This is a genomic window from Kitasatospora sp. NPDC096077 (genome assembly GCF_040303245.1).
GTDB lineage: Bacteria > Actinomycetota > Actinomycetes > Streptomycetales > Streptomycetaceae > Kitasatospora.
In genome coordinates this window covers 19,918-34,707 of sequence record NZ_JBEOSV010000044.1, presented here as the reverse complement: position 1 = coordinate 34,707, position 14,790 = coordinate 19,918, and the positions used below count along the sequence as shown (strand labels likewise).

The following is a 14,790-nucleotide window of genomic DNA, read 5'->3' as shown; positions in this document are numbered from 1 at the left end:
GAGCTGACGGCGGGGAAGGGCTGGCGGTACGGCGGGGGGCGGGCGGACCCGGGCGGGCGGGTGCTACGTCGCCAGGTCCACGCCGTGCTGGTCGGCGGCCTGGAAGAGGGTGACCGTGTCCTGGCCGTGCTTGGCCATCGCGTCGATCTTGGCGCCGATCTCCGTCGTCAGCTTGTACAGGTCATCGGCCGGCTTGTCGATCTTGTCGTGGTACTGCTTGCCGATGTCGTCGCCGCCGCCGGCCTTGACGTTCTTGGTGTGGATGTCCTCCATCTCCCCGGCGATCTTCGTGACCAGGGCGGACACCGCCTCGAAGTTGCTGAACGCCTTCCTGGTGTCGCCGTCCAGGCGCAGCGTGTCACCCATTGAACTCCTCCTGTCGGTGGGACTTGGCCCCTCGGCCGGCGCCGGGGCGCATCGCGGTGAGCGGGGCGAGCAGCGTCTCCAGGTCCAGGCCGGCGGTGGCCGCGAACGGGTCCTCGTCGCCGCGCTCGCCGGTGAAGTTCATCCGCAGGCTCTGGCCGACGCCCTCGAAGCTGCGCATCTCGGCGGTGATCCGCTCGCCCATCCGGGCCTTGGCCTCGTTGAGGACGTCCTTGAGCAGGGCGCTCAACTCGGCCGGGGCCATGGACTGGTAGGCGGTGGTGTGGAAGTTCAGCGCGAGCAGTTCGCCCTGCGGGCCGACCTTCGCGGTGACCATCCGGTCCTTGCTGGTGGCCTCGGCGGTCATCGCCTGCATCCTGCGGGTGGACTCGGCCAGCTTGGCCTGCTGGTCCGCCAAGTCGGCCAGGGCCTGGTTCAGTTGGTCCTCGAACGCGTACGACATGTCTCTCCTGTTCAGCTCTGCGGTCCTCATCCGGTCCTCATCCGGTCAGCGGCCGATCACGCCGCTGACCGCGCCGGTGTCGGTGCCCCACACCTCTTCGTCCTCGGCCAGCCAGGTGGTGCGCTGGCGGGCCTTCTCGCCCTGGCCGCCGGCGCCCATGCCCGCGCCGCCCATCGGCGGCACCATCGGCATGCCGCCGCCGGTGGTGGACACCGACTGCCCGCGCATGGCGGCCTGCTCCTCGGCGGCCAGCGCGGCGGCCTTCTGGGCGGCGGCCTTCTCCGCGGCGGCGCTCTCGGCGGCGGCCGCGCTCGCCGCGGGGCCGGACCTGCCGCCGGGCCCCTGGGTGAAGTTGTCCTCGACGTGGGGGCCCAGGCCGGCGCCGGAGCCGAGGATGCGGGGGCCGGAGGCGCCGCCGGAGCCGGTGGAGGCCGGGATGCCGCCGCCGGAGCCGAGGCCGCCGAAGAGGCCGGGCAGGGGGGTGAAGGAGCTGCCGGTGCCGCCGGAGCCGAGGTCCAGCGTCCAGGGCGTGTCGGTGGAGGAGCCGTGCGGGAAGCCGCCGATGCCGCCGAGGCCCCCGGTGCCGCCGGTCCCCCCGGTGCCGCCGGTGCCGACGCCGCCGTTGCCGGAGCCCATCGAGTTCCAGGCGCTCTGCAGGTCGCGGGAGCGCTGGAGGTAGTCGGGGATCGGCTTGCCGTCGGCGCCCAGCAGGGTGCCGTCCTGGGCGATCGAGCCGCCCTTCTCCAGGACGTACGGGTTGCCGTTGGCGTCCAGCACGGGCTTGCCCGCGGCGTCGACCACCGTGCCGTCCTCGCGCACGGTCGAGCCCTTGGGCACCTTGGCGTTGGCGCCGTAGACGCCGCCGCCGGTGCCCGCCGGCACGTTCGCGCCCGGGGGGACGACGACCGGCTTGCCGTCCTTGCCGAGCACCTCCTTGCCGTTGGCGTCGTAGACCTTGCCGCCGTCGCCGATGTAGCCGCCGGGGGGCAGCAGGATCGGCTTGCCGTCCTTGTCGAGGAGGGGCTTGCCGTCCTTGTCGCGGATCGGCGTGCCGGCTCCGCCGCCGTCCCCGCCGCCGGCGCCCGTGCCGCCCCCGGTGCCGCCGGTGCCGCTGCCGCCGATGACCGGCGGCGGCGGGGGGCCGCCGAGGTTCAGGTTCTGGTGCTTGCCGCCGCCCGCGCCGCCGTCCCCGGTCCCGCCGTCCCCGGCCCCGGAGCCGCCGTCCTGCGGGTTGGGCACGTCCTTGGGGTTGGGCACGTCCTTCGGGTTGGGCACATCCTTGGGGTCCGGCGCGTCCTTGGGCGGGAGCGTGAGCCCGACCGGCACCAGCCCGAAGTACAGCTTGCCGATCAGCGGCTGGTAGGAGGTCCCGAGGTCGGTCATCGTGGCGTTGCCGGGTATGTCGAGCATGGTGGAGACCTTGTCCAGCCACCGGGCCTTGGCCCGGGCGTCGAGCGCGGTGTAGAAGGCGTCGGTGTGCGGGTCGCCGAGTTCGGTGGTGTAGCTCCAGCCGTCCTTGCTCCCGGTCCAGGCCGGCGGGCTCTTGGCCATGACCTCCGTCAGGACCTCCAGGATGCACTGGTACGGGAAGCCGGCCGCGTACCAGCTATTGCGCGCGCGGTGCAGCGCGTCGATGGTGACCCCGATCTGGTGGGCCGCCTTCTTCAGCATCGACGCGTAGTCCGTCGCGGTCAACTGGTTGTTCAGGTCGTCGAGTTCGTAGGCGAAGCGCTGCAGGAGCATCTTGAACTCGCCGGCCGCGTCGCCCTCCCAGCTGCTGTCCGGGGCATTGATCTTGGTGGCCCAGTCCTTGGCGTCCTTGCTCTGGGCGGTCAGCCACTTCTTGGTGTCGTCGATCGCGGTGGAGGCGGCCAGCAGGCTCTGCGGGTGGATGACGTCGTTGCCCTTGGTGCTGACGTTTTCCCCCGTCAGCGCGTCCGCGTCGGGCAGGATCGGCAGCAGGATGTCCTCGCTCTGCCAGTTGAACCTGGACAGCGGGCCGGTGGGGTCGTTGCCCCACTTCGAGTAGTCGATGTGGATCGAGATCAGGAAGTGGTGCGCGTCGTACCCGTCGATGAAGTTCATCACCCACCAGACGTCGGCCGGCTTCCCGTCGGCGCCCGTCTTCTGGTTGTTCGGGTTGTCCTTCTTCGAACTGTTGTCGAAGTACCCCTTCTCGTTGCTGAAACTCCCGGTCAGCCACGGGGCGGCCTTGGCGCCCGCGACGTCCGCCCGCTTGACGATGTCCACCGGCGTCTTCTTGGAGTTGAAGGCGGCGAGGATGTCCTCCCAGGGGATGGTCGCCTGGGAGGGGGTCGGGGTGGTCACGGGGTTCTCCAGTGGGGTCGGGCGTGCGGGGATCGGCGGGCCGGCGGCGGGCGGTTACGGACCGGCTCCGCCGCCCCCCGCTCCGCCGCCGCCACCCCCGCCGCCACCGCCACCGCCACCGCTGCCGGCGCCGATGACGTCCTGGAGGATCTGCATCATCTCGGCGGCCGTCAGGGCGTCCTCGTGCGCCGCGTCCATCTGCTGCAGGAAGGACCAGATGTCGTCCTGGGCCTTGGCCAGCTGCTGGTGGAACTTCGTGAAGTCCTGCAGCACGCTGCCGGCCAGGTTGGAGGCGAACAGGTCGTGCAGGTGGATCCCGCTCTCGAACTGCCCGGTCAGCAGCTCGGTGAAGAGGGCGTCCTTGCCGACCCCGCTCTTGCCCGCGAAGGCCATCATGGCCTTGAAACCGGGGTCGCTCTCCAGTCGGGTCAGACAGGCCGCCAGGACCTTGTACGCGAAGTCCTTCAGGTCGTCGTGGTTGACGCTGAGAGTGGCGACCTCGGGCACCGTGGACGGCGTGCTCATCAGCCGATGCCCGCCGCACCGCGCTTGTCGGCGTCGCGCAGCAGGCCGTGCATTTCACGCAGCACGCCGGCGCCCGCCTTGATCTCGGTGTTCATGTCCTCGTTGCGGGTGGCGAGCGCCGTGTAGAGGGCGTCGGCGGCGTGCTTGAGGTCACCGTCGAGCTTGGCGCTGAGGGTGGTGATGGCGGTCTTGCAGTCGTCCATGGCGGTGTGCATGGACGCGCTGGCCTGGGTCAGGGCGTCGGCGGCGTCGTCGATGTTGGCGTGGTTGAGCAGGATGTCGGCCATCGGGGGTTCCTCTCCTTCGGGTTGTCCGGTCGTCAGGGGTGGTGCGGTGCTCAGGGGTTGAGGCCCTTGTAGACCTCGTCGGAGCCGCCGCCCCAGTGGGAGCCGAGCTCCAGGGCCTGGTCGTGGGCGTTGCTGATCTGGCGGTGGCCGTCGCCGAAGGTGGTGTGGAAGGTGCGGTAGGCCTCCTTGAGTGCCTGGTAGTTCGTCTGCCAGTAGCCGATCTGCTCCTGGTACTTGCTGCTGCAGGCGGCCCTGAAGTGCTGCTGGATCTCGCCGTTGACGTCCTCGACCTGGGCGCCGAAGCGCATCATCGAGTCGATGTGGCCCTCCAGGGTCGCCAGGAGGTTCTGGACGTCGGGATCGTCGATCTTCAAGCTGGGGGCCATCGGGGGCTCCTTCCGGTCGGGCCCGGGCATCGGCTGCGCCGGGTTCATTTCAGGTCAACGGTCGTGCGGGAAGTACGGGTTCAACCCGGGAAACACGGGTTCAGCGCGGGCACGGCGGTGCCGGCGGGGCGCCGGTGGGGGCGGGGCCGGTGAGGGCGGCCGGGTCGAGGCTGGGGCCGGTGGGCAGCAGGGCCAGCAGGGCGGCGGGCACGCCCGCCGGGGCGAGTTCGCCGTAGCCGAGCTGTTTGGCGACGGCAGGGGCGGCGAGCGGGTACTTCACCCCGGTGTCGGTGACCAGGTAGAGGGTGGCGCCGGTGCCGGCGGTGGACAGGGCGCGTACCAGGGCGCCGCCGCCGGGGCGCACCGCGATGGTGTCGGCGGGGGTGCAGGCGGCCTCGATGCCGGGCTGGGCGGTGGGGGCGGGGCCCTGGACGGCGCTGTCGTCGACGAGGGCGAGGGTGGTGGTGGGGGCGCCGTCGCCGGGGTGCAGTTCGGCGCAGACGTCGCGGCCCTGGGGGGCGGTGAGGAGTTCGGGCACGGTGGCGGGCAGGGCGGCGGCGGCCGGCGGGGCGGGGGCGGGGGGTGCGCTGTGGGCGGCGAGGTCGGCGGCGCCGATCGCGGCGGGGGTGGCGGCGGCGCCCTGGTAGGCGCTCTGCTGGGTGCGGGGGTCGGAGAGCAGGAGTTGACGGGCCATCGGGGTGAGCGGGGCGAGTCCGGCGCCGGTGAGCAGGTAGGAGTCGCCGCCGGGGCCGGTGAAGAGCTGGCCGATGCGGGTGGGGCGGGCGGCCAGGTCGGGGCCGGGGGTGCCGCGCTGGTCGAGGTCGGGGGCGGCGAGGTCGGGGCCGGCGGGCAGGGCGTTGAGGAAGGCCTGGGTGACGGGCTGGGCGGTGGCGGCGGCCTGGCCGAGGGCCTGGCGGGCGCCGCCGTGGGTGTCCAGGCGCAGCCGGCGGCCGTGCCACAGCAGGTACTGGGCGTCGTCGGGGGCGGTGACCAGCAGGGCCTGGTCGTCGGTGAGGGCGGTGCCGTGGGTGGCGGGGTCGACGGCGAGGGCGAGGCGGGGGCGGCGGGTGCCGGAGGGGTCGGGGCGCTGGGTGGCGCAGGCGAGCCAGGGGGCGGTGGCGAGGCGGTCGGGCAGGGGCAGGCCGTCGGGGGCGCCCGGGATGCCGAGCGGGGTGCCGCGCGGGGTGCCGTCCAGGGAGCGGCTGCTGACCTGGTCGACGGTGAGCCGGTCACCGGCGAGCAGGCGGGCGGTGGCCTCGTTGAGCAGGGGGTGGAGGGTGCCGTCGAGGTAGAGGTAGCGGGCGCCGCTCTCCTTGACCAGGACGAGGGTGCCGGGTTTCTTCCAGCCGGTGGCGCCGCCGGGGACCATGAAGCCGTAGACGGCGGCGATCAGGCAGGCGAGGGCGGCGACGAGCAGGCCGGTGGCGATGCCGCGGGAGGTGCGCCCGGTGGGGGCGTCGGGGGCGTCGGGTTCGCCGCGGAGCATGCCGGTGGCGAGGCGGCCCATCACGAACAGGTGGGCCTGCACCTGGTCGCGCTTCGACTGCATGGCGGTGGTTCTCCTCGGGCGGCGGGTTCGGGGCGGGGCGTACGGAGGGTGACGGGCGGTCAGCCGCCCAGGGCGCGCAGCCCGTGGTAGGCGCCGGCCGCGGCGAGGGCGAGCGGCAGGACGGCGACGGCGGCGAGGGTGTGCAGCAGGTCGGCGGCGCGTCCCCAGTAGGGCAGCAGGCGCCGGCCGGGGACGGTCCAGGAGGCGGCGGCCAGCAGGGCGGCGGCGGCGAGCAGGGCGGCGAGCAGGCCGATGCGGGCGGCGGGGCTCTGGGCGGCGGCGAGGTGGGCGGTGAGCAGGGCGGGGCCCAGGACGCCGGGGGTCAGGACGGCCAGGCGCTGGGGGATGGAGCCGATGCCGCGGGCGTGCAGCAGGAGCAGCACGGACAGGGCGCAGGTCAGGGCGGCGGGGGCCCAGCCGTCCTGGCCGGTGAGGACGGTCAGGGCGAGGGCGAGGACGGGGGCGAGGGCGAGGTGGAAGGCGGTCAGGTAGCCGTCGGCGACGGTGCTGCGGGTGCGCACGGCGGTGGCGGGGACGGCTTCGATGCCTTCCTGGAGTTCCTCGGCGTTGCGGGGCAGGGCGGGCAGGCGCAGTCCGGACAGGCGGAAGCACAGGCCGGGCAGGAAGGCGGCGGTGGCCACGGGGGCGACGGCGAGGACGGCGGCGGTGGCGGGCGGGGTGAGGCCGGCGAGCAGCAGGGCGCCGGCGGCGGTGACGTGCAGGGCGAGCAGGAGCAGGCCGAGGAAGAGCGGGGCGGCGCAGCCGACGGCGGCCAGCGCCAGGGTGGCGGCTCCGGCCGCGGCGCAGCCGCCGGCGAGCAGGCGGGCTCCGGTGGCGGAGGGGCCTGCGCCGGTGGTGAGCAGGGCGCCGGCCAGGGCGAGGTAGGGCACGGCGGTGGCGCCCAGGGCGGTGCCGGCGCCGGCGTCGCCGACGGCGCGGGAGGCGCTGAGGGCGCCGAACAGCAGGAGCAGGCCGGTGACGGCGGCGGCGCCGGCGCGCAGGTGCTCGGGGCCGGGCTGCAGCAGCAGGGCCAGGCCGCCGGCCAGGGCGGTGACGGCCAGGGCGAGGGCGGTGTGGTGGGTGAGGGCGGGGCGCCAGGTGTCGGGGCGTTCGCGCATGCCGGTGGCCACGCCGTCGGGCAGGTCGTCGTAGTGGACCTCGGGCAGGGGGTCGCGGCGGGGGCGCAGGTAGAGGTCCTCGCCGTCGTGGAGGTCGAGGGCGTCGGCGCCGAGTTCCTCGTCCAGCGGGGGGTGGCCGAGGCGTTGGAGGATCCAGCCGTCGTGTTCGGTGCCCTGTTCGTCGAGGTCGTCGCCGGCGTGGTCGAGGACGGCGGGCAGCAGGTCGGCGAGCGGGACGTCCGCGGGGACGACGAGTTCGAACACCGCGTCGGGTGCGTGGAACCGGAGTCGGCACTGCCCGGTGACGGCGGCTCCGTTGGCGCTCCCGTTCAAGGTTCTCCTCACGTCCGTACGGTCCTGGCCGTAGGTCTTGCTGGCTGCGGGTCGGTTCCGCCGTCCGCGCAGCGTTCTCCCTCTGGGGGGACGGGCGGTGGCGGCCGCGGGGTTCAGCTCGGGTTTCGCCGCTCGTGCGGGGGTGGATCCGGCGGGGGTGGGCCCGGGGCCGTACGGGCGGGTTGAACCCGGGGCGGGGCGGTGGCCGTGGTCCTGAAGGACGGCGGCCCGAGAGCCGGGCCGTGCGGCCGTCCCCCCGGGTCCGAGGAGCGCGTTCGTTGAGTGTGGTGCTGGTCGACCGTCCGCCGCGGCGTCCCGGGCCGGCGATGCCGGACGGCGAGATCCAGTTGCAGGAGCCGCCGGCGCTGCCGGAGTCGCAGAGCGGCATGTCCAGCATGATCTCGATGGCGCCGATGGCGCTGAGTTCGCTGTCGATGGTGTTCGTGGTGCTGCGCCCGGGCGAGGGCGGCGGGGTCATGACGTACGTGGCGATGGGCATGATGGGCCTGTCCGCGGTGGGCATGCTGGTGACCTCGCTGATCCGCGGGTCCAGCGACCGCAAGCGGGAGTTGCGGGCCGAGCGGCGGGACTACCTGCGCTACCTGGCGCAGATGCGCCGGCAGGTGCGCGCGCACGTCGTGCGCCAGCAGGAGGCGCTGGCGTGGCGGCATCCGGCGCCGGGGTCGCTGGCCTCGCTGGTGCGCACCTCGCGGCTGTGGGAGCGGCGCAGCGCGCACCCGGACTTCGGTGACGTGCGGATCGGGCTGGGGCACCAGCGCCTGGCGGTGCGGCTGGCGCCGCTGGCGACCAAGCCGGTGGAGGACCTGGAGCCGTTGTGCGCGCACGCGTTGCGCCGGTTCATCCACGCCTACGGCACGGTCGCGGACCAGCCGATCGCGGTGTACGTGCGCGGGTACGCCCAGGTGCTGGTGCGCTGTGACGAGCCGGAGGCCGGGCGGGCGCTGGTGCGGGCGATGCTGGCGCAGCTGGCGTTGTTCCATGCGCCGGACGAGCTGCGGATCGCGGTGGTGTGCGGGGCGCAGGAGCGGGGGCGGTGGGAGTGGGCGAAGTGGCTGCCGCACGCGCTGCACCCGGTGGACACCGACGCGCTGGGGCCGGTGCGGCTGGTGGCGGGGTCGGTGGCGGAGCTGGAGCAGGTGCTGGGGGCGGAGTTCGCGGGGCGCGGGCCGTGGGAGCCGGAGGCGCAGCCGGGGCGGGACGAGCCGTTCACGGTGGTGGTGCTGGACGGGGTGGCGGTGGGTGCGGGCAGCCGGGCGGCGCTGGCGGGCTGGCGCAACGCGGTGCTGCTGGACCTGGGCGAGGCGCTGGAGTGGAAGCCGCTGCGGCACCGGCTGCGGCTGCGGATCGAGGACGGCGCTCTGGCGATGGTGGGGGCGGACCGCAACCACCGGGACGAGTCGACCGACCTGGGGCGCCCCGACGCCCTGTCGCAGGCCGCGGCGCGGCGGCTGGCCGCGCTGATGGCGCCGTACCGGATCGGGGACCAGTCGGAGGCCGGTGAGCCGCTGGCCGGGGACTTCGACCTGGCGTCGCTGCTGGGCATCCGCGACCTGCACGGGCACGACGTGGCGCTGGGCTGGGCCGGGCGCGGGGGTGCGGGGCGGCTGCGGGTGCCGCTGGGGATCGCCGGGGACGGTGCGCCGGTGGAGCTGGACATCAAGGAGTCGGCGCAGGGCGGCATGGGGCCGCACGGGATGCTGATCGGGGCGACCGGTTCGGGCAAGTCGGAGCTGCTGCGCACGCTGGTGCTGGCGCTGGCGCTGACGCACTCCTCCGAGGTGCTGAACTTCGTGCTGGTGGACTTCAAGGGCGGGGCGACGTTCCTGGGGCTGGACCGGCTGCCGCACACCTCGGCGGTGATCACCAACCTGGCCGACGAGGCGGCGCTGGTGGACCGGATGCGCGACGCGCTGCACGGGGAGCTGGTGCGCCGTCAGGAGCTGCTGCGCTCGGCGGGCAACTACAGTTCGCTGTTGGAGTACGAGAGCGCCCGGGCCGGCGGGGCGGTGCTGGAGCCGCTGCCGACGCTGTTCGTGGTGGTCGACGAGTTCTCCGAACTGCTGGCCGCGCACCGGGACTTCATGGACCTGTTCATCATGATCGGGCGGCTGGGGCGTTCGCTGGGGGTGCACCTGCTGCTGGCCTCGCAGCGCCTGGACGAGGGGCGGATGCACGCCCTGGAGTCGCACCTGTCGTACCGGATCGGCCTGCGGACGTTCTCGGCGATGGAGAGCCGGGGGGTGCTGGGGGTGCCGGACGCGTACCACCTGCCCTCGCAGCCGGGCAACGGGTTCCTGCGCAGCGACATCGCGACGCTGACCCGGTTCAAGGCGGCGTACGTCTCCGGCCCGTACCGGGCGCCGCGTCCGGCGGCGGTGCGCCGGCAGGCGGCGGCGGGGCAGGTCGCGGTGTACGGGACGGGGTACGTGGCGCCGCGTCAGCCGGTCGCGCTGCCGACCGAGCCGGAGGTCGAGGAGGTGTCGGAGAGCCGCAGTCTGCTGGCGATCGCGGCCGAGAAGCTGGTGGACGCCGGGCCGCCGGCCCACCAGGTGTGGCTGCCGCCGCTGGGGGTGCCGCCGACCCTGGACCAGCTGCTGCCGCCGCTGGCGCCGGACGCGGTGTTCGGGCTGACCACGGAGGCCGATCCGGGCCGGGGCGGCCTGCGGGTGCCGGTGGGCGTGGTGGACCGCCCGTTCCACCAGGTGCGCGACCTGCTGGTGGCCGACCTGTCGGGGGCGGACGGGCACGTGGGCGTGGCGGGCGGGCCGCAGAGCGGCAAGTCGACCCTGCTGCGGACCCTGGTGGCCGCCCTGGCGCTCACCCACACCCCGCGCGAAGTGCAGTTCTACTGCCTGGACTTCGGTGGTGGCACGCTGTCCTCGCTGCGCGGCCTGCCGCACATGGGCGGGGTGACCGGGCGGCACGACCCGGAGCGGGTGGTGCGCACGGTCGCGGAGGTCAACGCGATCCTGGCCCGGCGCGAGCAGCGCTTCGCCGAGCGGGGCATCGACTCGGTGGCGGCGTTCCGGCGGGCGCTGGCCGCGGGGGAACTGCCCGAGGAGACCCACGGCGACGTGTTCCTGGTCGTCGACGGCTGGAACACCGTGCGCCAGGAGTTCGCGGACCTGGCGCCGGCGCTGACCCTGATCGCCCAGCGCGGCCTCAACTACGGCATCCACCTGATCGTGGGCACCACCCGCTGGGGCGAGGTCACCGGCGCGCTGCGCGACCTGCTGGGCACCCGCTTCGAACTGCGGCTGGGCGACCCGGTGGACTCCGCGATCGGGATGCGGGTGGCGGCGACCGTGCCCAAGATCCCCGGCCGCGGCCTGACCGGTGAGGAGCTGCACTTCCTGACCGCGCTGCCCCGGCTGGACGGCAACGGCGCCACCGAGGACCTCGGCGAGGGCGTCGCGGACCTGGTCGACTCCGTCGCCGAGCACTGGAGCGGCCCGCGCGCCCCCGAGGTGCGGATGCTGCCGCTGCACCTGTCCTCGGCGGCGCTGCCCGCCGCCGAGGGCCGGCTGCGGGTGCCGCTGGGCCTGCAGGACGTCTCGATGGCGCCGCTGTGGCACGACTTCGAGGAGTCGGCGCACCTGGTGGTGGTCGGCGACAGCGAGGCCGGCAAGACCAACCTGCTGAAGCTGGTCGCGGCCGGCATCACCTCCGCCTACCGGCCCGACCAGGCGCGGATCATGCTGGTCGACTACCGGCGGGTGCTGCAGGGCGCGGTGCCCCAGGAGTACCGGCTCGGGCACGCGGTCGCGGTGGACGTGCTGCGCCAGATCGTCGACGGCGCGGCGCGGGCGATGGCCAACCGGCTGCCCGGGGCGGACATCCCGCCGGAGCGGCTGCGGCTGCGGGACTGGTGGGAGGGCCCGGAGCTGTTCATCCTGGTCGACGACTACGAGCTGGTCGCCGGCTCCCCCGGCAGCGCCGCCCACCCGTTCGCGCCGCTGCTGGACTACCTGGCGCAGGGCGCCGAACTGGGCCTGCACCTGATCGTGGCGCGCAGCGCCAACGGCGTCGGGCGGGCCTCCTCCGACCAGCTGCTGCGCAAGCTGGAGGAGGTCAACACCCCGGCGCTGCTGCTGTCCTGCCCGCCGAGCGAGGGCTTCCTGTTCGGCAACACCAAGCCCCGGGTGCTGCCCCCGGGGCGGGCGCTGCACGTCACCCGGCGGCGCACGGTGCTGGTGCAGACCGCGCTGCTGGACGACGGCGGGGACGACGGTGCGGGCGACGCGGGCGGCGGCGTGGGCGGGGGGTCGGGACGTTGAGCATCACCGGACAGGCCCCCGGGACGCGGCGCTGGCTGCCGCGCCGCCGCACCGGGGGCGACGGCGCCCCGGCGCCCGCGGCGACCCTGCACGAGGTGGGCCCGCACTTCGTCATCGGACCCGGCGCCGCCGACGGCCCGGACGGCCCGGACCCGGTGCCGCTGCCCGCCGAACTCACCGACGCGCTGGCCGCGTTGACGCCCGTGGTCGGCACCGTCACTGTGCTGGCAGCGGCCGCCGACGCGCAGCCCGTGCTGCTCGGCCGGCTCGACGAACTGGCCCGCACCGCCGCCGCCCGCAAGGCCGCCACCCTGGTCCTGGCCGCCTCCGGCCTCGCCGCCGCGGCCGGGCCCGGGCCCCGCCCCGCCCAGCGGATCGCCGAACTGGCCGCCACCAGCATCGTCGCCCCGGACGGGCTCGTCACCCTGCGCCCCGACGGGACCCTGCTCACCACGGGCGATCCGGACGGCGCACCGTCCTCCTGGTGGCTGTTCACCCCGGACGGACGCACCCGCCGCCTCGGGGCGGTGTGGCCGCTGCCGGGAACGGGCGCGGCACGCGGCCGGGCGGCGGCGGCGACGGCGACGGCGACAGCGGGGGGTGTGCCGGCGACGGCGGGGGTACCGGCGGGCCCGGCCGTGCCGGAGGCGGGCCGCGCGCCTTCGGCGCCCGAGGCGGCATCGGCAGCACTGCCCGCCGGGCCGGCACCCGCCGTGGTGCCGGGCCGGGTGAGCCCAGCGCCGTCGGTGCCGACGAACGCGCCGACGAACGCGCCGATCCCGGAACCGGCGGCGCCCGAGACGGCCCCGGAGCTGACGGCCGTGCTGCCGCACGGCCGCTGGTTCCACGGCGGCCCCGCCCCGGTCGTCCCGCCGGCCGCGCTGCTGGGTGCCGAGTCGGTACCCGGCACGCCCGTCCTGGTGGTGGGCCGCCCGGGTGTCCCGCTGCCCCCGGTCGCCGAGGTGGCCGCCGCCCTGGCCGCCCGACCGGACGGGCCCGGGCCCTCCCCGGCCGACCCGCTGATCAGCGCGCCCTGGGCCACCGTCCCGGAACTCGTCGCCCTGGCCGGCGAACTCGCGGCGGAACTGGGCCGCGAGGTCCGGGCCGCCGTCGGCCTGCCGACCCGCACCGCGCACGGCTGCTCCTCGCTGGTCCTGACCGCCGACGCGGCCCCGGCCTGGGAGCCGTGGCTGACCGAACTGACCGCCTGCCCCGAACTCGGCCGCGTGATCGCCTCCGCCTGGCGCCCGCTCCCCTCGGCCTTCGCCGCCTGCGGACCCGCGCTCCACCAGGCACCCGTCGCGGGCTGGCGCCTGGAGGCGGTCCCCGCCGGACTGTGGCTGCGCCCCGAGGAGACACCGCACGACCGCGGCCCCCGGCTGCTCGACCCGGCCCCGGACCGGCCGACCCTCATCGCGGGCTCGGCCGACCGGACGGCACCCGCCGAGGTGCTCGACGTCCTGGACGACCTGCTGTCCGCCCTCACCACCCCGGGCACCCCGACCCCGCGCCTGCTCCTCCCCGGCGCACCCGACTCCCCTTCCCCCGTAGCCCCCGAGGCCGCCAACTCCCGTTCCCCGCAAGCCCCGCAGGCCGATCCCGCCACCGGAAGCGACACCGACATCGACACCGACACCGACACCGGGACGCCTCCCCCGGCGGAGCCGCTCACCCCCGCCACCGCACCGACGACCGCCGTCGAGAGCACCGGCACACCCGACACCCCGGCCCCCGTCCCCGTCCCGGACCCGGACCCGGCCGACCCCGAGACCCCCGAGACCCCCGAGACCCCCGCCGCTCCCCGGCTCCTCGTACCGACCACCGCCGCCACCACCCCCAGGCGGGTGTCCACGCCCGCCGAACGGGCGGCCTTCCGGGCCCTGCTGGGCACGCACTTCCACCGCTACGCCAGCCGGGCCGAGCAGGCCGCGCTGCGGATGCCGGCGCTGCGCACCCAGGACCGCGAGGATCTGAAGGAGGACCTCGCGGCGGTCCACCTGCACCACATCGACACCGGACTGCCCGTCCACCGCGCCGAGTTGGTGGCGGCGGCCCGCCGCTGCGCCCCCGGCACCGGGCCGCTGGCCCCGTACCTGGCCTGTCTGGGCTCGGGGCTGCGCCGGCTGCCCAACCACCGGGGTGCGGTGCTGCTGGGCGCCGAGGCGGACGAGGAGGTGCTGGGTCAGTACGCGCGCGGTGTGCGGCTGGTGGAGCCCGCGCCGGTGGTGGGGACGGCGGAGCCGGAGGTGGTGCCGGGGACGGCCGTGGAGTTCCTGGTGTGGTCGGCGACCGGCCGCCGGACGTCGGCGATCGCCGAGGCCGGGGACCCGGAGGTGGTGTTCCCGCCCGGGACCTGCTTCACGGTGCTGGACGTGCTGCCCGGCGAGGAGGACCGCCCGGCCCGGGTGCTGCTGCGCGAGGCCGGCCCGGCGTCCGTTCCGGACGCGGCCGGGGACGAGCAGGACCGGGCCCGGCTGCTCGCCTGGCAGGAGCGCCGCGACCGGCTGCCCGCCGAGCGCCTGCGCGCCCCGGCCCGCCCCGAACGGCTGCTCCTGACCCCCGGGGTGGCGCTGTGAGCGCGCAGGCGGGGGACGATCCGGTGCAGCCGGACGCGACCGGCCCCGCGGCCGGCCTCCCGGCCTGCGGCCACCCGGGCTGCGCGCCCGTGCCGGACACGGAGCGGTACGCCCTCTACCGGCAGGACGCGAAGCTGCTGGCGGCGATCGGCGAGCACGTCGACGCCCAGGCCGACCGGGTCACGGTGCGCCTGCCCGGGGCGCTGGCCCGGGCCGCGGTGGCCGCCTGGGACCGCGACGACGAGGGCGACCTCGACGAGGAGACCCGCGAGCAGTACGAACTGCGCGGCCAGGCAGGTGACTTGGCCCTGATCGGCCTGGCCGTCTCGGAGCGCGGCCGCTGGGAGGGCGAGGAGGTCGTCGTCGACCTGTTCGTCAATCTCGCCGGGGCGGCCCTGCTCGCGCACATCGAGGCCGCGGGGGCCGGCTACCGGTCCCCGAAGCCGTGAGCGCGGCCCGGGGACGGCCGCACCCGTAGCAGTCGCCCTTACCGCACCCCGGCGCCCGCGGCGCGGCGGCGCGCCCCTGTCGGATGTCAGGGACCGTGGCCGCCCGCGCGTTCCT

The 14,790-nt window shown here is 75.5% G+C and carries 11 protein-coding genes; 3 read left to right on the top strand and 8 right to left on the bottom strand.

The window, feature by feature from the left end; genetic code table 11:
- Window positions 1–63: 63 nt before the first annotated feature.
- From ABTZ03_RS29690 to eccD, 8 genes are all read right to left on the bottom strand, one after another.
- Entirely contained in the window at window positions 64–366 is a 303-nt protein-coding gene (locus tag ABTZ03_RS29690) for a hypothetical protein (RefSeq protein ID WP_350516188.1), read from the bottom strand.
- Complete coding sequence (locus tag ABTZ03_RS29685; RefSeq protein WP_350516187.1) at window positions 359–826, bottom strand: YbaB/EbfC family nucleoid-associated protein; 468 nt, start codon at window positions 824–826, stop codon at window positions 359–361. Before ABTZ03_RS29685 ends, ABTZ03_RS29690 begins: the two co-directional genes overlap by 8 nt.
- Before the next feature lie 45 nt (window positions 827–871).
- Window positions 872–3,154, bottom strand: coding sequence for a WXG100 family type VII secretion target (locus ABTZ03_RS29680; protein ID WP_350516186.1), 2,283 nt, complete (start codon window positions 3,152–3,154; stop codon window positions 872–874).
- A gap of 54 nt (window positions 3,155–3,208) precedes the next feature.
- Window positions 3,209–3,679, bottom strand: a complete 471-nt coding sequence (locus ABTZ03_RS29675; protein WP_350516185.1) for a hypothetical protein — start codon at window positions 3,677–3,679, stop codon at window positions 3,209–3,211.
- The gene (locus ABTZ03_RS29670; protein ID WP_350516184.1) at window positions 3,679–3,966 is read right to left on the bottom strand and encodes a hypothetical protein; all 288 of its coding nucleotides are present in this window, start codon (window positions 3,964–3,966) and stop codon (window positions 3,679–3,681) included. Before ABTZ03_RS29670 ends, ABTZ03_RS29675 begins: the two co-directional genes overlap by 1 nt.
- A gap of 50 nt (window positions 3,967–4,016) precedes the next feature.
- Window positions 4,017–4,352, bottom strand: a complete 336-nt coding sequence (locus tag ABTZ03_RS29665) for a hypothetical protein (RefSeq protein ID WP_350516183.1) — start codon at window positions 4,350–4,352, stop codon at window positions 4,017–4,019.
- 100 nt (window positions 4,353–4,452) lie between these two features.
- Window positions 4,453–5,901: a type VII secretion protein EccB gene (eccB, locus tag ABTZ03_RS29660; RefSeq protein WP_350516182.1), complete on the bottom strand. Its 1,449-nt coding sequence runs from the start codon at window positions 5,899–5,901 to the stop codon at window positions 4,453–4,455.
- A gap of 59 nt (window positions 5,902–5,960) precedes the next feature.
- A complete protein-coding gene (gene eccD, locus ABTZ03_RS29655) occupies window positions 5,961–7,364 on the bottom strand; it encodes a type VII secretion integral membrane protein EccD (protein ID WP_350516181.1) in 1,404 nt (467 codons plus the stop codon).
- Between the two features lie 266 nt (window positions 7,365–7,630).
- Here eccD and eccCa point away from each other — a divergent pair, with 266 nt between their 5' ends.
- From eccCa to ABTZ03_RS29640, 3 genes are read left to right on the top strand one after another with little or no spacing between them, the layout of a single operon-like run.
- Entirely contained in the window at window positions 7,631–11,650 is a 4,020-nt protein-coding gene (gene eccCa, locus ABTZ03_RS29650; RefSeq protein ID WP_350516180.1) for a type VII secretion protein EccCa, read from the top strand.
- Entirely contained in the window at window positions 11,647–14,226 is a 2,580-nt protein-coding gene (locus tag ABTZ03_RS29645) for a hypothetical protein (RefSeq protein WP_350516179.1), read from the top strand. The genes eccCa and ABTZ03_RS29645 overlap by 4 nt, the downstream gene beginning before the upstream one ends.
- A complete protein-coding gene (locus ABTZ03_RS29640; protein ID WP_350516178.1) occupies window positions 14,223–14,675 on the top strand; it encodes a hypothetical protein in 453 nt (150 codons plus the stop codon). Before ABTZ03_RS29645 ends, ABTZ03_RS29640 begins: the two co-directional genes overlap by 4 nt.
- Window positions 14,676–14,790 lie beyond the last annotated feature (115 nt).